Genomic DNA, 20408 nt, shown 5'->3' with positions numbered 1-20408 from the left:
GCACTCCCGAAGGAGTGCCCCTTTTCCGCTTTCCGCTCCCGGCGTCACCGGTCACCGGTTGCCGGTGACGGTCACCTTCTCGTCGTTCTGGATCTGCTTGACGAGCTGCTGCACCTTCGGCTTGTCCCAGAGCAGGTTGCCGCCGCGCTCACCCGAGATCGGGATGTTCATCGACGTGCCCTCGCCGCCGCTGATGCCCTTCATCGCGAAGAACATGTCGCCCATGTCCCACAGGGACATGTCCTTGTCGACGATCAGCGTGTCCAGGCCGGCGCCCAGCACCGGGTACAGCTTGAACGGGTTGAGGATCGTGCCCGGCGTCGCCGCCTGGTTGGCCAGCGTCGCCAGGAACTTCTGCTGGTTCTTCGTCCGCGCCAGGTCCGACTCGGCGAACGCGTACCGGGTCCGGACGAAGGCCAGCGCCTGGCTGCCGTTGAGGGTCTGCTCGCCGGCCTTGAAGTCGGCGCCCGACTTCTCGTCCTTGAAGCCCTTCTCGATGTTCATGTCGACACCGCCGAGCGCGTCCACGATGTTCGCGAAGCCGGCGAAGCCGATCTCCGCGTAGTGGTCGATGCGCAGACCGGTGTTGAACTCCACGGTGCGCACGAGCAGTTCGGGGCCGTCGTCCGCGTAGGTCGCGTTCAGCTTCGTGTGCTTGCCGGTGCCCGCGAACTTCTTCCCGGACTCGGAGCCGACGAAGGACGGGACCTCCACGTCCGAGTCGCGCGGCAGCGAGATCATCGTGTTGCCGCTGGAGCAGGCCGCCAGGATCATCATCGAGTCGGTGCGCTTGCCCTCGGCCGAGCCCGTGTGGAGCTTCTTCTTCTCCTCGTCGGACATGCCCTCGCGGCTGTCGGAGCCCACGATCAGGTACGTCGTGCAGTCGCCCTCCTTCGGGCGCTCGATGACCTTGGAGAGGTCGACCTCGCGGCGCACCTTGGAGTCGGCCCAGAAGTACGTGCCGACGGTCGTCGCCAGCAGCGCCGTGACCAGCACGATGGAGCCGATCTTGATCCGCTTGCGCCAGTCCGGGGCCGGTCCGGCCGGACGGCCCGGCCGCGCCGACGGCGGCTGCCCCGGCCCGCCGGGGCCCCCCGGGCCCCCGGGCGCGCCGGGACCCGCCGGGCTGCTCTGGGGCCGCCCGTAGACCTGGCCGGTGTTGTAGCCGCTGTCGTACCCGTCGTACGTGTCGTGGCCCGGGGCCTGCTGCGGCGGTACCCCGTACGCGGGCGGCTGCCCGGGCCGGGCCGGCGGCTGCGCCGGGCGCTGCGCTTGCTGCTGCGGCGGCACCGGCCGCTGCTGCCGGCGCTGGACGTGCGGCATCCGCCGGGCACCTTCCGGCTGCGCCTGTGCGCTGCCGCGTCCGTACCGGTCGTCGCCGCTGTCGTTGCGCCCCTCGGGCCACTCACTCATGCCGCCTAGGATGCCTGGCCGGATGCGGTGCCCGACAGTCCGGGCGACGCTTCGTTCCGGTGCTGTTGCACACCTGATGCCTGCGCGTCGGCTTTAAGGTGGCCGTATGACAGAGATACCGGGCGACACCGCCGGCGACCTGCAGGGGAAGCCGATCTCGGCCTCGCGCACCACCCTCAGCCACATCATGACGGCCAATGACACCAACCTCCTCGGCACGGTGCACGGCGGTGTGATCATGAAACTGGTCGACGACGCGGCCGGCGCCGTCGCCGGGCGCCACTCCGGCGGGCCCGCCGTCACCGCCTCCATGGACGAGATGGCCTTCCTCGCACCGGTCCGCGTGGGCGACCTGGTCCACGTCAAGGCCCAGTGCAACTGGACCGGCCGCTCCTCGATGGAGATCGGCGTACGGGTCCTGGCCGAGCGGTGGAACGAGTCGACCCCCGCCACCCAGGTCGGCAGCGCCTACCTGGTCTTCACCGCCGTGGACGCCGACGGCAAGCCCCGCACGGTCCCGCCGGTGCTCCCCGAGACCGACCAGGACCGGCGCCGCAACCAGGAGGCCCAGATCCGCCGTACGCACCGGCTCGCCCGGCGTCGGGCGATCATGGCGCTGCGCGAGGAGCGGGCGGCGCAGGGATTCGACGACTGAACAGGCACGGCTGAAACAGGCACGGACGGGGCGTGTTTCACGTCACGGAAGACCCCTATCGGCTCGGGGTGCGTAGGGCCCGCGTTAGTGTGACCTGTCCGACGCCTGAGAGAACGCTGTGTCGGCGTCCGTCCGTCCTCGGATTTCCTGCGGAGAAGTACCCCTGATGTCCACCGTCGTGCCTTCCCTGCCCCCCTTGCGCGAGGGGACTTCCGACGTGCCGGCCCAGGCTGCGAACTCCGCTCCCCGCCGGCCCCGCCTGTACGTGCTGGACGGGCTGCGGCTGATCGCCGCCCTGTCGGTGGTCTCCTTCCACTGGGCCGGCGTCAACATCCACCCGGAGGTCTGGGGGCAGAAGCCGCAGGTGCTCATGCCCGACACCCACCGGTTCGCCTCGTACGGCTGGATGGGCGTCCAACTCTTCTTCCTCATCAGCGGCTTCGTGATCTGCATGTCGTGCTGGGGGCGTTCGCCGCGGGACTACTTCACCTCCCGGGTCGTGCGCCTCTACCCCGCCTACTGGGCCGGGATCGTCATCACCACCCTGGTGGTCAACTTCGCGGCGACGGTCCGCGCGAGCCGCCGGCCGATGAGCATCAGCGACGTGCTGACCAACCTCACGATGCTGGAGCGCCCGCTCGGCGTCACCGAGGCGGACGGCGTGTACTGGACCCTCTGGATCGAGCTGCGCTTCTACCTGCTGTTCGCCGTCGTCGCCGTGATGGGCCTGACGTACCGCCGGGTGCTCGCCTTCTGCGGCATCTGGGCCATCCTCGCGGTGATCACCCCCGGCGTGGACAGCAAGCTCATGGACACGGTCTTCATGCCGCAGGACGCCCCGTACTTCATCGCGGGTGTGGCCATGTACCTGATCTACCGGTTCGGTGTGAACCCGATGCTGCTCGGGGTGGTCGCGTTCTCCTGGCTGATCGCGCAGAACCGGCTGCACATCACCGTGGGCGGCTACGAGTACGAGGTGCACCACACGCTGTCCTGGCCGGTCATGGCATTCATCTCGGCCGCGGCCTTCCTCGTGATGCTCGCCGTGTCGATGGGCGCCTTCAACTGGATGCGCTGGAAGTGGCTGACCGTCGCGGGCGCCCTGACCTACCCCGTCTACCTCCTGCACCAGGAGCTCGGCTGGGCCATGATCCGCTGGGGCCGGGACCACGGCATCGCACCCTTCCCGCTGCTCGCGATGTGCCTCGCGGTGATCCTTTCCCTGGCCTGGCTCGTCCACCGGTTCGTCGAACGCCCGCTGTCGGGTGTGCTCAAGCGGCTGCTGGACGGGGCCCGGCTGACGCTCCCGAAGACCGATCCGCCGGTCCGCCGCGGCTAGCCGCCCCGGCGCGAGCCGTGCCCGGCGGCCCCGGGGCAATTGGTCCCTGCCGGGGCACCTGATCTACCCTTTCCTGTCGAGCTCGGTCCGGACGACCCCGGGTTCCGAGGCCACCGACGGCAGCCGCCCCGAGGGACCCGGAAGGTACGAGCATCATGACCAGCAGCAGTACGGCGGTCGCGCACGCGTCTGTTGACGGCCCCACCGGTTCCGCCGCCGAACCTGCCCGCCCCCACCCCGCCCCCGCGTCCGGCCCCGCCCGGTTCGACTGGCTCTGGGCCGCCGTGCTGACCTTCGTCGTCGCCTGCATAGGCGGCGGCGCCGCCCAGCCCTGGCGCGACGAACTCGCCAGCTGGAACGCCGCCGGCCGGGACACCGGTGACCTCGTCGGCATGCTCGGCCACGTCGACGCCGTCTCCGGTGCGTACTACCTGCTCCTGCACGGCTGGGTCTCCGTCTTCGGCGATTCCCCGGCCATGCTCCGCATGCCCTCGGCACTGGCCATGGCCGGCGCGGCGGCCTTCGTGCTGCTCACCGCCCGCACGCTCTTCGACCGCCGGACGGCGGTCTTCGCCGGGCTGCTCTTCGCCCTGGTGCCCGCCGTCTCCAAGTACGGCCAGGAAGCCCGCTCCTACGCCTTCGTCGTGCTGGCCGTGGCCGCGGCCACCTGGCTGCTGCTGCGCGCGCTGGAGCGCCCGACCGTGGCGCGCTGGCTGCCGTACTCCGTGGCCGTCGCCACCGCAGGGCTCTTCCACGTCGTCTCGCTGCTCGTCCTGCTGCCGCACGCCCTGATCGTGCTCTGGCGCTGGTGGGACGCGCGGGCGGGACGGCTGCTCGTCGGCTACGCCGCCGCCGTCGTGGTCGGGCTGCTGCCGGTCATCCCGCTGGTGCTGCTCGGCCAGCGTCAGGTGAGCCGGCAGATCAGCTGGCTCAAGGCTCCGCACCTGCGCGACCTGGCCGGGCTCTGGAGCAACCTGACCGCCTCGCCGCTGGTCTCCTTCGTCCTGCTCGCCGCCGCCCTGCTGCCCCTGGCCTGGAGCCGTGGCCGCCGCCCGGCGGCGGAGCTCGCCCTGGTGGCCGCGCTGCCCATCGCCGTGGCCTGGGTGATCTCCCACGGCTCGACCTCGTACTTCCTCGACCGCTACCTGCTCTTCACGCTGCCCGCCTGGGTGCTGCTGGCCGCAGCCGGGCTGGGCGCGCTGCGCCCGCGGCTGCTCGGCGTGGCGGGCCTGGTGGTCCTGGTGGCGCTCGGCGTCACCGACCAGCGGCACCTGCGCACCAAGTACGCCAAGGACGGTACGGACGGCAAGCGCGTCGCCGACGTCATCGCCAAGGACTACAAGCCCGGTGACGGCTTCGCCCCGGTGCGGGGCGCCGACCGCGTCTTCATGATCGACTTCACGGTCGACTACTACCTGCCCGGGAACGTGAAGCTGAAGGACGTCTTCGCCGAGCGGTCGGCGCTGGCCGCCGACGACCTGTTCCCGGTGGAGTGCGAGCAGACCGTCCAGTGCCTGAAAGACCTCAACGGCACCCAGAGGGTGTGGGTGGTCACCTGGAGCGGGACCTCGAACCCGTACCACAAGCTCCCCGAGGGGCAGGAGAAGGCGCTGAAGGACCACTACAAGGTGGTCAAGAGCACCAAGGTCCGCAACCTCCAGGTCACGCTGGTCGAACGCGACCGCTGACGCCCGCTCAGGTGCCGCAGACCACCTGGTCGCCCGTGACCACCCCGAACTGGCCCTGCTGCGGGTCCTCGGCGCGGACCGGCACCACCTTGCGGTAGTCCGCGCCGGCGATCACCAGCACGGTCCGCCCCTGGCCGGGCACCGCCCGCAGCTCGCTGCCGGGCAGTGCGGACGACACCGTACGGGCCGAGCGGTCCCAGCGCGGGTCGTACGTGATCACCGTGCGCTTGACGTCGCGGCTCGCGCCGTTGCCCGGGGCCCGGGTGGTGTCGAAGCCGGTGGCGCGCAGCGCCTGGTCCACCCGCCCGCCCAGCCCGTCGATCCGGGTGCCGTTCTCCACCTGCACCCGGATCTGCTGCGGCGGTACGTCGACCGCGACCGCGGGCTGCTGCTGAGGCCGGCGCGCGGGGCCCCCCGGCGCGGCGGGGACCAGCGGCCGGTCCAGGCGCAGCGCCTCGAAGAGCTTCTCGGCCTTCGGCCCGTCCCACTTCACCGTCGAGCCGATGCCCTTGACGGGGTACGAGGGGTTCCCGATCGGCACCGAGGCGAACTCGGAGGAGGACGGGGTGAAGTCGCGCAGGGCCTGGCCCAGGGCCAGCATCTGCTCCGAACCGAAGCCCCGGTCGGCCCGGACCGAGCCCAGCAGCGTCGAGCTGACCTCCTTGAACTTCACGGGGTTCAGCAGCACCCCGCCGCCGGTCGCCTGCTTGATCAGGGCCGCGACGAACCGCTGCTGGCGCTGCATCCGGCCGAGGTCCGCGGCTCCGTCGACATGGCGCGAGCGCACGTACTGGAGGGCCTGGCCGCCGCTGAGCCGGTGCGTGCCCGGCAGCAGGCTGAGGCCGGTGTTGTCGTCGTGCAGGGCCTTGGCGGTGCAGATCTCCACGCCGCCCATGGCGTCGACCGTCTTCATGAAGCTGGTGAAGTCGACCTCCAGGTAGTGGTCGATCTTCACCCGGGTCATGTTCTCGACGGTCCGCACGGTCAGCTGCGGTCCGCCCTCCGCGTACGCGGCGTTCAGCTTCACGGGGTGCGGCCCGTGTTCCTTTCCGCTGGAATCGTCCCGGTGCGCGGGCAGCTCGGCGTAGCTGTCGCGCGGCAGGCTGACCACGCTGGCCCGCTCCCTGTCGGCGGAGAGGTGGATCAGCATGACGGTGTCGGTGCAGTGGCAGGGGGCGCCGCCGAGGCGGTACGCGCGCTTGTCCTCAGGGGTGATCTTGTCGCGGCCGTCGGTGCCGACCAGCAGGAAGTTCAGGCCGTGCCCGGCCTGCGGCCGGTTCTTCATGTCCTTGAAGGGGTCCACCCGCTCGATCCCGGTGTCCAGGCCGGTCATCACCGCGTGGCCGACGGCCCCTGAGCCCAGCACCACCACCGCCAGCCCGGTGGCCAGCCGCACGCCCCACCGGGGCCGGTCCCCCCGGCGCCGAGCCGCACCACCGCCCCGCCGCGCGCGCTGCGGCTGCGGGGGCCGGGCGGGTCGGGTGGGACGGTGTGGCTGGGGCACGGGGGACACCTCCGCGGGGGCAGTGGGGCCGACAGGAACGAACCAGACACATCAGGCAGATCGTCAGAACAATAGGCCCATACGATCAGCGTCTGGTTCTACCGATCATGCGGCGCGCACCCGTTTCCCCCGTACGCGGTAACGTGACACCGATACCCGACCGTGAAGGACCACATGCCCGCCCAGCAGCCCGCAGTCTCGGTGATCATGCCGGTGCTCAACGAGGAGCGCCATCTGCGTGACTCCGTCCGCCACATCCTCGGACAGGAGTACGCCGGTGAGATGGAGGTGGTGATCGCGCTGGGGCCGTCCACGGACCGCACCGACGAGATCGCCGCCGAGCTCGTACGCGAGGACCCCCGCGTCGTCACCGTCCCGAACCCCACCGGCCGCACCCCGGCCGCACTCAACGCCGCCATCAAGGCCTCGCGCCACCCGATCGTGGTGCGCGTCGACGGTCACGGCATGCTCTCGCCGGACTACATCGCCACCGCGGTCCGCCTCCTGGAGGAGACCGGCGCGCAGAACGTCGGCGGCATCATGCACGCCGAGGGCGAGAACGCCTGGGAGGACGCCGTCGCGGCGGCGATGACCTCGAAGATCGGCGTCGGCAACGCCGCCTTCCACACCGGCGGACAGGCCGGTCCCGCCGAGACCGTCTACCTCGGGGTCTTCCGCCGTGAGGCGCTGGAGCAGCAGGGCGGGTACAACGAGGAGTTCATCCGCGCCCAGGACTGGGAGCTGAACTTCCGCATCCGCGAGGCCGGCGGCCTCATCTGGTTCTCGCCCGAGCTGAAGGTCCAGTACCGCCCCCGGCCCTCCGTACGCGCGCTGGCCAAGCAGTACAAGGACTACGGGCGCTGGCGCCACGTGGTGGCCCGCTACCACTCGGGCTCCATCAACCTGCGCTACCTCGCCCCGCCGACCGCCGTCTGCGCCATCGCCGCCGGTGTGGTCGCCGGTGCGGCCCTCACCCCGTGGGCCTTCGTGGTCCCGGCCGGCTACCTCGCGGCGATCACCGTGGGCTCGGTCCCGGCCGGCAAGGGCCTCTCCCTCAAGGCGCGGGCGCAGATCCCGGTGGCCCTGGCCACCATGCACATGTCCTGGGGCTTCGGCTTCCTGACCAGCCCGCGCTCGCTCGCGGCCAAGGTCATCGCGAGCCGCCGCCCGGCGGTGCACCGCGACCTCGTCGGCGAGGCCTGAGCGGCGGCAGGCAGAGGGGCCCGGGACGCTGTCGGCCGACAGCGTCCCGGGCCCCTCTGCCCGTGTACGGGGCCGCGTGCGGGCCCTACCAGGTGAAGCCCGGCTGGACCGCCATGCACTCCTTGTCGTCGTCGCCGTTGAGCGGGCGGGCCGAGTCGGGGGCCTTGGTGGGGGCGGGCGGCGGCGGGGTCGGCGCGTTGCCGGTCCGCCAGTCCTTGCCGACGAACAGGACGATCCCGGTGACGTCGTCGGACTTCTCCACCGAGCTCGCCGGCAGGCCGAGCGCGGTGGCCACGGCCGCCGCGTCGGCCGCCTGGTCCGGGCTGGAGAAACGGACCACGGTGGTGTCCTCGCCCGCCGCCTGCGTGCTGGCCGCCGCCTTGGTGAAGCCCTTGCCGATCAGGACGGCGGCCACGTCGTCGGCCCGGCCCTTGACCCGGGTCTGGGCGCCGTCCTTGCCGCCGGTCGCGTTGCGCACGCTGACCGCGATCTTCGCCGGGGGCGCGGCCGGACTGGCGGCCGGCTGGGACGGGGCCGCGGGGGAGCCGGAGGCGGCCGGCCCCGACGGGGTGGCGGCCGGGTTGCCGGACCCCTTGCCGTCGAGGGCGATGTCCTCGCGGACCATCCGGAACACGTCCTCGGCCTCACCCGGCTTGGGCTCGACCCGGCCCTCCTCGCGGGTGCTGTACACCCACGGCATGGTGGTCATGGTGATCCGCCCGGTGGGGACCTTCTTGAGCTCCACGCTGAGGTCGTACAGCTTGTCGATCTTGTTCAGGCCGGGGTCGACGACCATGGCCTTGATGGCCGCCTGTGCCAGGCTGTTGAGCTTCACGGGGTTGCTGAGCTTGGCGTTCTTGCGGAACTCGCGGGCCATCGAGTTCATGTACATGTGCTGCGCGTGGGTGCGGCCGAGGTCGGTGCCGTCCTCGAAGCCGTAGCGGGTGCGCAGCCACTGCAGGGCCTGCTCGCCCTGGATGGTGCTCGTCCCGGCGGGCAGCTTCAGGCCCGAGCCCTTGCCGTCCTTGGTGCGCGACTCCACGTTCTGCTGGACGCAGACCGGGACGCCGCCGATGGCGTCCGCCATCGTCACCACGCCCTTGAAGTCGATCATCATGAAGTGGTCGATCGGGATGCGCGTGAGCTCCTGCCAGGCGGCGACCGTGCAGCCCGGCCCGCCCCGGCTGAGGGACTCGTTGGTCTGCACGAGGCCCTTGCTGGCCGGGTGCACCTTGCCGCCCGGCTCGGTGCACTTGGGCATGCTCAGCATCGTGTCGCGCGGCATCGACACGACCGACATGTTGCTGCGGTCCGCCGACAGGTGCAGCAGCATCTGCACGTCCGCCAGCGGCGGCCCGCCGAAGGTGTCCTTGGCCCCGCCGAGCGCCTGGTTGGCCGCGTCGTCACGGGCGTCGGAGCCGATGAGGAGGATGTTCAGCGGGGTCTGGCCGAACGCGTTGGGCTTGGAGCCGCCCAGCTTGTTCTCGCCGAGGTTCAGGACGTCCGTCTTGATGCTGCCGTTGAGGTGGCGGTAGTAGAGGTAGCCGCCCGCCGCCGTCGCGAGTATGAGGAACGACAGGACGGAGGACACCCAGCGCAGCGCGCGCCGCCGGCCACTTCGCCTCGCGGCGCCGCCACCGCTGCCGGACCCGTTCGCCGGTGGAGCGGACGCGCCGGACGCGCCGGACCCGCCGCCGGATATGTCACCGCCGGGCTGGGTGGGCGCCCCCTCCCCCCGCACGCTGCTCTGCCTCACACGTCCCCCTCAAGATCACTTCGTGTCGTGGTGTGCCGGTCCCACCGGCACAGGCCGGCCGCCGGCCGGGCGGCCCCGGTCCACCGGGCCGTCCCGCCTGCCGTCCTGCTCGGTCCTGTGCTGTGCTGCGGACCTACTTGGCGCAGACCGTCTTGTCGGCCTCGACCCGCTGAATGTCGTCCGGTGCCTTCTGCGGCGCCGTCAGCGAGACCCCCGCCCCCTTGAAGTCGGCGCCGAGCGTCAGCTTCATCGGAGTCTTGGGCGCGGCGTCCGCCGAGCCCATCTTCAGTGCCGTGGCCGGCAGCCCCATGATGTCGGCCAGCGCCCGGGCCTGGTCGGCCTGGTTGGGCGCGTACTCCAGCTGGGTCGTGTCGACCTTGGCGGGCGCGTTGCCGCGGTTGCTGGCCTTGTTCACGCCCTTGCTGTTCTGTAGCCAGGTCAGCGTGGTGGACGCGGAGCCGCTGGGGCCGCCGCCGTTGTAGACGTCGACCCGTACGTCGCCGGCCGGTGCCCGGTTGCCCTGGAGCAGGGCGTTCGCCTTGCTCTGGGCCTCCGCGTCGGCCGCGTCCTTCGCCGCCTGCTCCTTCTTCTCGACCTCCGTCAGGGAGACGTCGCCCTGGATCATCTTCAGCAGCGGATCGGCCGCCCCGTGCTCGATGACGACGGTCGCCTTCTGGCCCTCCGGCTCGGCCGGGTTGTCGAGCACCGGAAGCGTGGTGAAGGTGATGTTCTTCAGGTTCATGTCCTTCAGCTCACCCGCCAGATTGGTGAGCTTGTCGATGGACCCTATGCCCGAGTCGACGGTCAGCGACTTGGTCGCCGCCTCCGCGAGGGAGAAGAACTTCTTCGGACTGGTCAGCGTCTCCTTCGACTTCATCTCGCGCATCATCGAACTCAGGAACTGCTGCTGGGTCTTGATCCGGTCCAGGTCGCCGTGGTTGCCGAACGAGTGCCGGGTCCGTACGAAGGCCAGGGCCTCCTCGCCCTGCAGCCGGTGCTCGCCCGCGTCCAGCTTCAGCTTGGAGTCCTTGTCGTCCACGGCCTTCGCGAGGCAGACCGGAACGCCGCCGACCGCCGTGCTCAGCACCTTCACCGCGTTGAAGTCCACCATCATGAAGTTGTCGACGGTGATCCCGGTGAGCTCCTTCACCGTCCGCATGGTGCAGCCCGGGTCGCGGCCCTCCTGGCCGAGGCTGACGTTGAACCGCGTCCCCTTCTGGCCGGGGATGGTCTTCGTCGAACCGTCGGGCTGCTTCGTCGGGCAGGCCGGGATGTTCGTGATCAGGTCGCGCGGGATGGACAGCGCGGTGGCGTTGCTGCGGTCCTTGGACACGTGGAAGAGGATCGTGGTGTCGGCGTGGCCGACGCTCTCCGCGTCCCCGTAGCCCTCGTTGCCGGCGCCGCTGCGCTTGTCGGTGCCGATGACCAGGATGTTGATGGGCTGGTCCTTCTTGAACCCGCCCGTGCCCGCGTCGCCGACGTCGGTGACCTTGAGGTTGCCGTTCAGGTGGTTGTAGTAGAGGTACGCGCCCAGTGAGCCGCCGACCAGCAGGAAGGCGAGGGTGCCGCCGGTGATGACGAGGATCTTCTTGCGCCGGCCGCCGCCTCCGCCGCCCTTGCGCGGACGCCCGCCGCGCCGTCCGGGCGGACCCTCGCCGCGCCGCGGTCCGGGCACGGCAGGTGCCGAGGGGGCCTTGGGGGAGGCGGGGGTCCCGGGCGCCTTGGTGCGCGCCGCGGAAGGTCTGCGGGGAGCTGCGACGGAGGGCTGCTGCTGCGCAGCGGAGCTGTCCAGTCGCAGCTCGTAGTTGCCGGTGCGGGGGTTGAGTACCCACTGGTCTGCGGGGTCGATCTCGTCCGCCCGCCCACGGCTTTGCGCATCCACGGTTGCTCGAATCCTCCGTCGGTGCCTCGCGACGCGCCTCCCCCAAGACGCCCGGTCAACGATCCGGCTGCTGGTGCACGGCCTCTTTTCTGGCCGGGGCACCGGATCGCTCACCTTATCCGCCCTGGTCAACCGCAAACCATGGTGGTGACAAATTCCACTCCCCTTATAACGGGGCAAAAAGCTCAAGCCGTTCGGTTCGGACACCGGCTTTTGGTATTGCTTTACCGGCAATCGGCCGCGTCCGCCGTGGTCCCCGTGAAGGTGGGGACGGGCGTCGGGGCGGATCCGGTTCCCTGCGGGGCCGCGGAGGGCGCCCCGCCCCCGGCGGTGCGGGCCGTCTGCGGGGCCCGTTCGGTTTCGGCCGTCTGCGGGGCCACCGTCACCGGACGGTCCGCCCGCAGCCGCTCGAACAGTTGGGCCGCGGCCGGCTGCACCAGTTCGTCCCGGTTCGGGTCGGCGACGTACGGGCGGCGCGGCACCGTAAGGAATTTGACCTGCTCGGTCGGTATGTCCCGGATGCCCCGGACCAGTTCGTACAGGTCGCGCAGCGAGGCCAGCCCGGGGTCCGTGGTCAGCGACGAGGTCGCCGCGTCCAGCAGCGGGTACAGCCGGCCCGGGTTCAGCAGCACCCCGTTGCTCTGCACCTTCCTGACGAGCGAGCCCAGGAACTGCTGCTGGCGCGCCATCCGTTCGGTGTCGCTGCCGTTGCCCAGGCTGTGGCGGGCCCGGACGAAACCGAGGGCCTGCTCCCCGTGCAGGGTCTGCCGGCCGGCCGGCAGCTTCAGCTTCGCCTCGGGGTCCGAGATCGGTTCCTTGAGGCAGATCTCCACGCCGCCGACCGCGTTGACCATCCTCTTGAACCCGCCGAAGTCCACCACCATGTGGTGATCGACGCGGATTCCGGTGAGCTTCTCCACCGTACGGATGGTGCAGGCGGCCCCGCCCCACTGGTACGCCCAGTTGAACTGCGCGAGCCGCTCCGCGGTGCGGCTCCCGTTCTCCGTCAGGCAGGCGGGGATCCGTGTCATCAGGTCCCGCGGTATCGACACCGCGGTCGCGCTCCTGCGGTCCGCCGGCAGGTGCAGCAGGATCGCGGTGTCCGAGCGCTCGGTGCCGCCGTCCTGCCCGTACCGGGCGTTCTCCTTGCCGGAGCGCGAGTCCGAGCCGATCAGCAGGATGTTCTGCGAACCGCCCGCGGCGTGGGTGGGGCGCTCCCGTTCGTAGCGCTCCAGCTCCGCTGCCGCGGAGGTGTCCTCCGTGATGTTCCCGTCGAGCTTGCGGTAGAGCCACCAGCCGACGGCCGCTCCGCACAGCACCAGCAGGGCCAGCCCGAGGGCGATCCAGCGCAGCAGGCGGCGCCGGCGGCTGCGCGGGGGCTTCGGGGAGCCTCCGGCCGCTTCGGCGTCGCCCGGTATGCCTGCACTGTCCCTCACTCGCGCTCCGTCCCCTCACCGCAACGGGACTGCGTCCGCTGCGTCGGTGACCCTGCGGGCCGTACGGGTGGAAGCACGGCCTCTGCCGATCGTGCCCCCGACCCGCCGGTAGGGCCCGGGGGCAGGGCCTTGTCTAGACCCGTCCGGGTGACAGATGGGGGCGCCGGGCCGGGCGAAGCGGCGGCGGGGCGGGGCGCCGGGTGAGCCCCGACGGCGGGGACGGCCCCGGGCTCAGGCGGCGGTGTGGGTGACGCGCTCGCTCTCCGTCCGCTGCGCCAGCGCGTCCGCCGGCAGCCGGTCCAGGTTCCGGCAGAGCACGACCGAGGCGCCTGCGGCCAGCGCGGCGTACAGCCCGGCGGACAGTCCCTCCCAGGTGTCGTACCCCAGCCCGGACAGCACCCGCGACCCCTCGCCGAGGCCGAGCTTCGCCGCGTCCTCGCGGGCGCGTTCGACGAGCTCCGCGTGCGTGAACTCCTCGCCGCCGACCGCCAGCGCGGGACCACCGGCCTCCACGGGGACGAAGGGGGCGAAGCGGTCGCCCTGGCCCGGCACCTCGACCGCGTAGTCCGCGAACCCGGCCGGCGGCTGCGGGAACCGGCCGCCCAGCGGCCGCAGCGCGAGCGCCACGCGCTCCCCGCCGCACTCCAGGGCCCGCTCCAGCTCGTCCGGCCCGCTGACGACGAGATCGGCGTCGCCCGGAGGCCCGTCCACCGCGGCCACGACCCCGACCGAATGGCAGGCGAGCAGCCACACGGCGCTCTGCCAGTGCGCGGGCAGCAGCAGCGCCAGCCGGTCGCCGGGCTCGGCGCCCAGGTCGCCCTGAAGGAGATTGGCGGTCTTGGCCACCCAATTGGCGAAGGTCGCGACGGACAATTCGACGCGTTCGCCGGTGGCGTCGTCGTAGAAGGTGACGAGCGGGCGGCCCGGATCGGCGGCGAGCGCGGATCGCAGCAGGTCGGCAGGGGTGCGGTCAGTGGCGTTCACCCGCCCCAGCCTACGCGGGGCCCTCGCCCGTACGGCGGGCATCGGCTCCTCCGTACGGGCGAGGCGACGCGCGGCACCGATCGGACGGACCGTCAGTTCTCCGATGGCGCTTCGTGGTGACTGTGCCCAGCATCGCTTCCATGCGTGGATTCCTTGCTTCCTCGATCGGTGTCGCGACGGCTGCCGCCCTGGCCCTGCCGCTCGCGCTCTCCACTCCGGCCGCGGCCGCGCCTGCCCTGGGCGCGGCCGCCCCCACGGCCCCCGTGGCCCCAGCCGGGTCCACCCAGTCGCTGCCGCTCGCCCCGCTGGGCCCCGCGGCCGACAGGTCCCCCGGCGTCCCGGGCATGAGCACCTCGCCGCGGCTGCCCGAAACCCAGGGGCTGCCGCAGCGCGAGGTCAAGAGGTTCTCGCTGGTCGGCGTCGTCTGGGACGACGCGAGCACCCAGCTGTTCGGCCGGGTCCAGGTCCGCACCCGCGCGGTGGGGACCGGGAGCTGGTCCGACTGGCAGGACATCGAGACCCGCAACAGCGAACACGCCCCCGACCTCGGCACCACGGAGAGCGGCTCCGGCCGCGTCCGCGGCAGCACCGCCCCGCTGTGGGTCGGCGACTCCGACGGCGTCGAGGTCCGCGTCCAGGCGGAACCCGGCACGCCCGCCACCCGCGGGGCGACCCGCGCCGCGAACCGGCTGCCGTCGGGCATGCGGATCGAACTCGTCGACCCGGGCGCGGCGGATCCCGTGACGGTCATCGACGCCAAGAACGGCGCGTCGGGCACGTCCGACGAACCGGAGGGCGACGACAAGGGCGACATCGTGAGCCTGCCCGGCATGACCATGGAGGCGGCCGAATCCTCCAACGCCAACGTCCCGCTGGCCGCACTCGGCGCCAAGGAGATCGCCGCACTCAACAAGGCGGACTCCACCGCCGACGCCGTCCTCGCCAGTGAAGGCACCCTCAGCGCGGCGGCCCGCCCCTACATCGGCCCGCGGCCGCGGATCGTCACCCGGCTGGGCTGGGGCGCCGACGAATCCCTGCGCGAGCCGGGCTTCGTCTACACGAGCACGGTCAAGGCGGCCTTCGTCCACCACACCGCCTCCGGCAACAACTACGCCTGCAAGGACGCCCCGGCGGTGCTGCGCGGCCTGTACCGCTACCACGTGGTCAGCAGCGGCTGGCGCGACATCGGCTACAACTTCGCGGTCGACAAGTGCGGCACGGTGTACGAGGGCCGGGCGGGCGGGGTCGCCAAGGCGGTGCTCGGCGCGCACACCATGGGGTTCAACACGGACAGCATGGGCATCGCGGTGATCGGCACGTACACGACCACCACCCCGCCCGCGGCCGCGGTGAAGGCGGTGGCGCAGCTCACGGCCTGGAAGCTGGGGCTGTTCAACAGGGACCCGCGGGCGAAGACGACCCTGAAGTCGGGCGGCGGCAACCTGTTCGCGAAGGGCACGAACGTGAAGCTGAACGTGATCTCGGGGCACCGGGACGGCTTCGCGACGGAATGCCCGGGCAAGCTGCTGTACGGCCAGCTTCCCCCGACCCGCACCACCTCCGCCAAGCTCCAGGGCCGCCCCTGAACCGGCCCCACCGCGCCCGGCACGTGCCCACGTGCGGCGCCGCCGCCGGGACGGCCCCGCAGTGGCGCCGCACGCGGGCACCGCCGGGCTACGCTCAAGGGCATGGCCGGCCGCTACGACCCCCTCACCCGCACCGCCGTCCGCGGCGGGCGCACCTCCGTGCCCGCGGGCATCCCCGCCCCGCACCCGGGGGCCGGCGCCGACGCCCGCGTGCGGGAGTGGGAGAGCGGCGGCGTCGACCTCGGGCTGACGCTCGGCCCCCTCCGCCGGGGCCCCGGCGACCCCACCTTCCGCATCACCCCCGACGGCTCCGTCTGGCGGACCAGCCGGACCCCCGCGGGCGCGGCCACCCTCCGCGTGGCCCTGCGCCCGGGCACGGGCACCGCCGTGGCCGAGGGCTGGGGCCCCGGCGCCGAGTGGATGCTCGACCACCTGCCCGCACTCCTCGGCTCCGGCGACGACCCCACCGCCTTCGTCCCCCGCCACCGCCTCGTCCACGCGAGCCACCGCCGCCGCCCCGGCCTGCGGCTGACCCGCACCGGGCTGGTCCTGGAGTCCCTGATCCCCACCGTCCTGGAGCAGAAGGTCACCGCCGACGAGGCGTACCGCGCCTGGCGCCGGCTGGTGTCCTGGTACGGGGAGCCCGCGCCCGGACCGGAGAACCGCCCCCAGGGCCTGTACGTCATGCCCGACGCCCGGACCTGGGCGCTGATCCCCTCCTGGGACTGGCACAAGGCCGGCGTCGACATCAAGCGGTCCGCCACGATCGTCCGCTGCGCCCGGGTCGCGAACCGCCTGGAGGAGGCCGCCGCCATGGAGCTCCCGCAGGCCGCCGCCCGGCTGGAGGCCGTTCCCGGCATCGGCCCCTGGACCTCCGCGGAGACCCTGCAGCGCAGCAACGGCGCGGCCGACGCCGTCACCACCGGAGACCTGCACCTGCCCGGCATCATCGGCTGGGCCCTCGCCGGGAACCGGGCCGCCGACGACGCCGAGATGCTGGAGCTGCTCGCCCCGTACGCGGGCCAGCGCCACCGCGCGGCCCGCCTCGTCCTCCTCGCGGGCCACGCACCGCCCCGCCGCGCCCCGAAGATGCGCAAGACGGACATCGGCCTGCTCTGACCCGCGACGCGCCCGCACCGGCCGGCACGCGCCCGGCCGGCACGCGCCCGCACCGGCCGGGCCCTAGCGGACCTCGATGAAGTCCTCCGCCGCCCGTGCGGGCCGCTCCGCCGGAGCCGACGCGGCGTGGCCCACGGCCACGGCCCCCATCGGCTCCCAGTCCTCGGGCAGCCCGAGGACCTTGCGCACCACGTCCCGGCAGAACATCGTCGAGGACACCCATGCCGAGCCCAGCCGCTCCCCGGCCAGTGCCACCAGGAAGTTCTGGATGCCCGCGCCCGTCGCGACCACGAACATCTCCCGCTCGGCCGCATCACGCCGGGCGTGCCCGTAGTCGTGCGCGCCGTCCGTCACCATGCACGGCACGACCAGGTACGGGGCCTTGCGCAGCACGTCGCCGCGCCGGACCCGCCGGGCGATGGACTCCTCGCTCTTGCCGTCGCGCCTCAGGTCCTCGATCCAGGCGTCGCGCATCGCGTCGAGCAGTTCCGCCCGCGCCGCCCCGGACTCCAGCAGGACGAACCGCCACGGCGTGGTGTGGTGCGGCGCCGGGGCGGTCACCGCGGCGGCGACCGCGCGGCGGACCGCGCCGGGGTCCACCGGCTCCGCGGTGAAGGCCCGTACGGTGCGGCGCTGCGTCACGGCTTCCCGTACCGCCTCCGAGGTGCCCAGCCGGAACATGTCCTCGGCCGCCGGTCGCACCAGGTCGGCCGCCGTCGAACCCTCGCCGAGGAGGTGGCCGAGCCCGCGGACGACCGCGACCGGCAGTCCGGCCGCCTTGCCCTTGACCAGGTCCCCGGCCGCGGCGAGCTCGTCCGCCGTGGCCACTATGGTCGCGCTCAGCGGGTTGCCGTGGGCGTCCGTGCCGCCGCGCAGGTCGTCCAGGACCCGTACGCCCGCCGAGCCGATGGCCACGTCGGTGAGCCCGGAGCGCCAGGGCCGCCCGAAGGTGTCGGTGACGATGACGCCGACGTCGACGGAGAGCAGGTCCCGCAGCCCGGCGCGGATCGCGGCGGCCGAGGCGTCGGAGTCCTCGGGCAGCAGCAGTACGGTGCCGGGTTCGGTGTTGGAGGCGTCGACTCCGGCCGCGGCCATGACGAGGCCCTGCCGGTTCTCGACGACCCGCAGCGGGCCGCGGCGGGCCACGACCCGTACGGTCTCGGCGTCGATGGCCTCCTCGCGGGATTCGGCGCGGACGATCCGGCCCTCCGCCTTGGAGACGATCTTCGAGGTGACCAGCAGGACGTCCCCGTCGCGCAGTCCGGGCCCGGCCGCCGCGATCAGCCGGGCCAGGTCGTCGCCGGGGCGGACCTCGGGGATCCCGGCGACGGCGCGCACCTCGTACGAGGGGACGCTCACCGGGCGGCCTCCGCGAGGGCCAGCGCGGCGCGGGCCATCTCGGCGGTGGCGGCCAGGTCGGTCATCATCAGCGGCACCGCGCGGCAGGCGATCCCGGCGGCCTCCACCTCGGCGACCGCGTCCGCGTCGGCGGTGTCCACGAGCCAGCCGTCGAGGAGATCCCCGCCGTAGTGCAGGGCGACGGCCGCGGCGCTGGCCTCGACGCCGACGGCGGCCAGCACCTTGTCGGCCATCCCGCGTACGGGCGCGCCCCCGACGATGGGGGAGAGACCCACGACGGGCGCCTCGGCGCCGGCGACGGCCTCGCGGATGCCCGGCACGGCGAGGATGGTGCCGACGGAGACGACCGGGTTGGACGGCGGGAGGACGATCAGGTCGGCGGCCGCGATGGCCTCCAGCACGCCGGGCGCGGGCTTGGCCTGCTCGGCGCCGACGGGGACGACGGCCTCCGCGTCGAGGGAGGCGCGGAGCCTGACCCAGTACTCCTGGAAGTGGATGACGCGGCGCTCGCCGCTGTCGGGGTCGGTGACGGCGACGTGGGTCTCGACGCGGTCGTCGGACATGGGCAGCAGCCGGACGCCGGGCTGCCAGCGGTCGCAGAGGGCCTCGGTGACGGCGCTCAGCGGGTAGCCCGCGCCGAGCATCTGCGTACGGACGATGTGGGTGGCGAAGTCGCGGTCGCCGAGCCCGAACCAGCCGGGTCCGACCCCGTACGCCGCGAGCTCCTCCTTGACGGTGAAGGACTCGTCGGTGCGGCCCCAGCCCTGGTCCTCGTTGATGCCACCGCCGAGGGTGTACATCACCGTGTCCAGGTCGGGGCACACCTTCAGCCCGAAGAGGTGGATGTCGTCACCGGTGTTGCCGATGACCGTGATGTCCGCGTCGGGAACCGCCGACTTGAGTCCGCGGAGGAAACGGGCGCCGCCGATACCGCCGGCCAGAACAACAATGCGCATGCGGACAGTCTGTCAGCCGCGGACCGTCCACCGGGGGCCGGTGGCCGGGCGGAGGGCGGGACCGTCAGGCGGGTACGTGCTCCGGCTGCGCCGGGGAGCAGCTGTGCATCGGCATCTCGGTCAGGCCGGGGAAGTAGACGTGCAGGCTGACCGCTCCGTCGAGGGTGTCGTTGACGACCTCGTGGGCGTAGCCGGGGGCGAAGACGCGCTGGGCGCCGGCGCCGAGGGTGAGCGATCCGCGCGGGCCGTGCTCGGTGAGCTCGCCGTCGAGGACGGTCAGGACGCCGGAGGAGGCGCCGTGGTCGTGCAGGCCGCTGCCCTGGCCGGGGACCCAGCTGAGCAGCCAGACCTCGTAGCCGGGGCCTGTGCGCAGCCGGTGGTACCAGCGGGTGGTGGCGTCGTACTCGACCAGGTGCTCCCATGCGGCGCGGTCGGCGGCGATGGAGCGGGCGAGCCCGGCGAACTCGGCGACGGTGACCGGGTGTTCGCGGGCGGGCTGGAGCAGGTGCTGGACGGAGAGGATGTCGCCGGCGATCTGGAGGTCGCTCTCGACGGTGAGGGGGGTGCCGACGGTGGCGGTGGCGGAGGCGCTGTTCATCGTGGGGGAGTCCTCGACGGATGTCAGTCGTGCTGGCGGTCGCTGTGGGGGTGGCCGGAGCTCAGGGGAGCCGAAGCTCCGAAGGCATCAACAGCTGCAACAGCAACAGCGAACCTGGGCAGCACTCAGGAACCCACGAATGGGGGTCCGGGCGGCGGCCGAGGTCACTGACATGGGGACAAGGAGACCGGGTCGAAGGCCGGACTGTCAACCCAATGCCTCGTTTGCCGCAAAAGTTTCATCTGATCCGGTTGCTGTGCTGGGAGAAAGGTTTGTGCAGTCCGATGCAGGGGAGGTGGGCGCTGCACGACACACGGTTACCCCGTCCAAACCTGACTCGCCACCTCGTGATCGAAATGTGATCTGCGCCGCTTCTTTGGCTTGATCGCAACCGCCCTTCGGAGTGACGCGTCGATTCGGGGGAAGACGCGCGGAGCGGCCTCCCGATGCATGTGTCACGATTTTTGGCGATATGAACACTTTCTGCATACGCTTGGTTCCGCAGAGTGAATAAGGGGCCCAATAGCAGATCTCGGCTTGACTGCGCAGGAGCCACCCACTTGTAATTTCACTCGTGTCGTTACGTAGCGATGAGTAACGGCACCATCACGGGGACGCACAGACAGAGCGAGGGGCGCACATGACCGAGCTGTTTCAGGAACTGCTGGTCGAGGAGGCGGACGAAGAGCTCGGATGGCAGGAGCGCGCTCTGTGCGCCCAGACCGACCCCGAGTCCTTCTTTCCCGAGAAGGGCGGCTCCACCCGCGAGGCCAAGAAGGTCTGCCTCGCCTGCGAGGTCCGCTCCGAATGCCTCGAGTACGCACTCGCCAACGACGAGCGATTCGGCATCTGGGGCGGCCTGTCCGAGCGCGAGCGCCGACGGCTGAAAAAGGCAGCAGTCTGAGCACGCAGAGCAACACACGAGCAGAG

The 20408-nt window shown here is 72.1% G+C and carries 16 protein-coding genes; 7 read left to right on the top strand and 9 right to left on the bottom strand.

Annotated elements, in window-relative coordinates; genetic code table 11:
* Positions 1 to 51: 51 nt before the first annotated feature.
* Positions 52 to 1413, bottom strand: coding sequence for an LCP family protein (locus tag ACIPK4_RS32595; RefSeq protein ID WP_402319472.1), 1362 nt, complete (start codon positions 1411 to 1413; stop codon positions 52 to 54).
* A 106-nt stretch (positions 1414 to 1519) separates the two neighbouring features.
* Here ACIPK4_RS32595 and ACIPK4_RS32590 point away from each other — a divergent pair, with 106 nt between their 5' ends.
* The 3 genes from ACIPK4_RS32590 to ACIPK4_RS32580 all read left to right on the top strand — a co-directional run bounded on the left by ACIPK4_RS32590 (position 1520) and on the right by ACIPK4_RS32580 (position 5095).
* The gene (locus ACIPK4_RS32590; RefSeq protein ID WP_054222335.1) at positions 1520 to 2068 is read left to right on the top strand and encodes an acyl-CoA thioesterase; all 549 of its coding nucleotides are present in this window, start codon (positions 1520 to 1522) and stop codon (positions 2066 to 2068) included.
* Between the two features lie 166 nt (positions 2069 to 2234).
* Positions 2235 to 3407, top strand: a complete 1173-nt coding sequence (locus ACIPK4_RS32585) for an acyltransferase family protein (protein ID WP_402319468.1) — start codon at positions 2235 to 2237, stop codon at positions 3405 to 3407.
* A gap of 155 nt (positions 3408 to 3562) precedes the next feature.
* Positions 3563 to 5095 (top strand): glycosyltransferase family 39 protein, encoded by a 1533-nt coding sequence (locus ACIPK4_RS32580; protein WP_402319465.1) that lies wholly within the window; start codon positions 3563 to 3565, stop codon positions 5093 to 5095.
* A gap of 7 nt (positions 5096 to 5102) precedes the next feature.
* Here the strand turns inward: ACIPK4_RS32580 and ACIPK4_RS32575 are convergent, their stop codons facing one another.
* Positions 5103 to 6491, bottom strand: coding sequence for an LCP family protein (locus ACIPK4_RS32575; RefSeq protein ID WP_402319462.1), 1389 nt, complete (start codon positions 6489 to 6491; stop codon positions 5103 to 5105).
* A gap of 282 nt (positions 6492 to 6773) precedes the next feature.
* On the opposite strand from ACIPK4_RS32575, the gene ACIPK4_RS32570 reads away from it, so the two are divergent.
* Entirely contained in the window at positions 6774 to 7802 is a 1029-nt protein-coding gene (locus tag ACIPK4_RS32570; protein ID WP_376204279.1) for a glycosyltransferase family 2 protein, read from the top strand.
* Positions 7803 to 7887: 85 nt separating this feature from the next.
* Here the strand turns inward: ACIPK4_RS32570 and ACIPK4_RS32565 are convergent, their stop codons facing one another.
* From ACIPK4_RS32565 to ACIPK4_RS32550, 4 genes are all read right to left on the bottom strand, one after another.
* Positions 7888 to 9558 carry an LCP family protein gene (locus ACIPK4_RS32565; RefSeq protein ID WP_402319459.1) on the bottom strand — a complete coding sequence of 557 codons (1671 nt, stop codon included), beginning with the start codon at positions 9556 to 9558 and terminating at the stop codon, positions 7888 to 7890.
* Between the two features lie 133 nt (positions 9559 to 9691).
* The gene (locus ACIPK4_RS32560; RefSeq protein WP_402319456.1) at positions 9692 to 11440 is read right to left on the bottom strand and encodes an LCP family protein; all 1749 of its coding nucleotides are present in this window, start codon (positions 11438 to 11440) and stop codon (positions 9692 to 9694) included.
* Between the two features lie 224 nt (positions 11441 to 11664).
* Complete coding sequence (locus ACIPK4_RS32555) at positions 11665 to 12876, bottom strand: LCP family protein (RefSeq protein ID WP_402319454.1); 1212 nt, start codon at positions 12874 to 12876, stop codon at positions 11665 to 11667.
* A gap of 231 nt (positions 12877 to 13107) precedes the next feature.
* Entirely contained in the window at positions 13108 to 13860 is a 753-nt protein-coding gene (locus ACIPK4_RS32550) for a TIGR03089 family protein (protein WP_402319452.1), read from the bottom strand.
* 140 nt (positions 13861 to 14000) lie between these two features.
* Here ACIPK4_RS32550 and ACIPK4_RS32545 point away from each other — a divergent pair, with 140 nt between their 5' ends.
* Positions 14001 to 15446 (top strand): peptidoglycan recognition protein, encoded by a 1446-nt coding sequence (locus ACIPK4_RS32545; RefSeq protein WP_402319449.1) that lies wholly within the window; start codon positions 14001 to 14003, stop codon positions 15444 to 15446.
* 102 nt (positions 15447 to 15548) lie between these two features.
* A complete protein-coding gene (locus ACIPK4_RS32540; protein WP_402319446.1) occupies positions 15549 to 16565 on the top strand; it encodes a DNA-3-methyladenine glycosylase family protein in 1017 nt (338 codons plus the stop codon).
* Positions 16566 to 16628: 63 nt separating this feature from the next.
* Here the strand turns inward: ACIPK4_RS32540 and ACIPK4_RS32535 are convergent, their stop codons facing one another.
* The 3 genes from ACIPK4_RS32535 to ACIPK4_RS32525 all read right to left on the bottom strand — a co-directional run bounded on the left by ACIPK4_RS32535 (position 16629) and on the right by ACIPK4_RS32525 (position 19478).
* Positions 16629 to 17924 (bottom strand): coenzyme F420-0:L-glutamate ligase, encoded by a 1296-nt coding sequence (locus tag ACIPK4_RS32535; protein WP_402319444.1) that lies wholly within the window; start codon positions 17922 to 17924, stop codon positions 16629 to 16631.
* A complete protein-coding gene (gene cofD / locus ACIPK4_RS32530; protein ID WP_402319441.1) occupies positions 17921 to 18880 on the bottom strand; it encodes a 2-phospho-L-lactate transferase in 960 nt (319 codons plus the stop codon). Before cofD ends, ACIPK4_RS32535 begins: the two co-directional genes overlap by 4 nt.
* A 64-nt stretch (positions 18881 to 18944) precedes the next feature.
* Positions 18945 to 19478, bottom strand: coding sequence for a cysteine dioxygenase family protein (locus ACIPK4_RS32525; RefSeq protein ID WP_376201386.1), 534 nt, complete (start codon positions 19476 to 19478; stop codon positions 18945 to 18947).
* 640 nt (positions 19479 to 20118) lie between these two features.
* Between ACIPK4_RS32525 and ACIPK4_RS32520 the strand changes: the two genes are divergently transcribed.
* On the top strand, positions 20119 to 20382 hold the full coding sequence (locus ACIPK4_RS32520; RefSeq protein WP_003983763.1) for a WhiB family transcriptional regulator: 264 nt from the start codon (positions 20119 to 20121) through the stop codon (positions 20380 to 20382).
* Positions 20383 to 20408 lie beyond the last annotated feature (26 nt).

It is taken from the genome of Streptomyces sp. NPDC086989, assembly GCF_044745505.1.
Taxonomy (GTDB): domain Bacteria; phylum Actinomycetota; class Actinomycetes; order Streptomycetales; family Streptomycetaceae; genus Streptomyces.
The sequence above is the reverse complement of the archived record's forward strand: the minus strand, read 5'-3'. Positions and strand labels throughout refer to the sequence as shown.

Coding starts and splice junctions, on each gene's coding strand:
- ACIPK4_RS32595 (WP_402319472.1), bottom strand. CDS start 1,413: ATGAGTGAGTGGCCCGAGGGGCGCAACGACAGCGGCGACGACCGGTAC.
- ACIPK4_RS32590 (WP_054222335.1), top strand. CDS start 1,520: ATGACAGAGATACCGGGCGACACCGCCGGCGACCTGCAGGGGAAGCCG.
- ACIPK4_RS32585 (WP_402319468.1), top strand. CDS start 2,235: ATGTCCACCGTCGTGCCTTCCCTGCCCCCCTTGCGCGAGGGGACTTCC.
- ACIPK4_RS32580 (WP_402319465.1), top strand. CDS start 3,563: ATGACCAGCAGCAGTACGGCGGTCGCGCACGCGTCTGTTGACGGCCCC.
- ACIPK4_RS32570 (WP_376204279.1), top strand. CDS start 6,774: ATGCCCGCCCAGCAGCCCGCAGTCTCGGTGATCATGCCGGTGCTCAAC.
- ACIPK4_RS32545 (WP_402319449.1), top strand. CDS start 14,001: ATGCGTGGATTCCTTGCTTCCTCGATCGGTGTCGCGACGGCTGCCGCC.
- ACIPK4_RS32540 (WP_402319446.1), top strand. CDS start 15,549: ATGGCCGGCCGCTACGACCCCCTCACCCGCACCGCCGTCCGCGGCGGG.
- cofD (WP_402319441.1), bottom strand. CDS start 18,880: ATGCGCATTGTTGTTCTGGCCGGCGGTATCGGCGGCGCCCGTTTCCTC.
- ACIPK4_RS32525 (WP_376201386.1), bottom strand. CDS start 19,478: ATGAACAGCGCCTCCGCCACCGCCACCGTCGGCACCCCCCTCACCGTC.
- ACIPK4_RS32520 (WP_003983763.1), top strand. CDS start 20,119: ATGACCGAGCTGTTTCAGGAACTGCTGGTCGAGGAGGCGGACGAAGAG.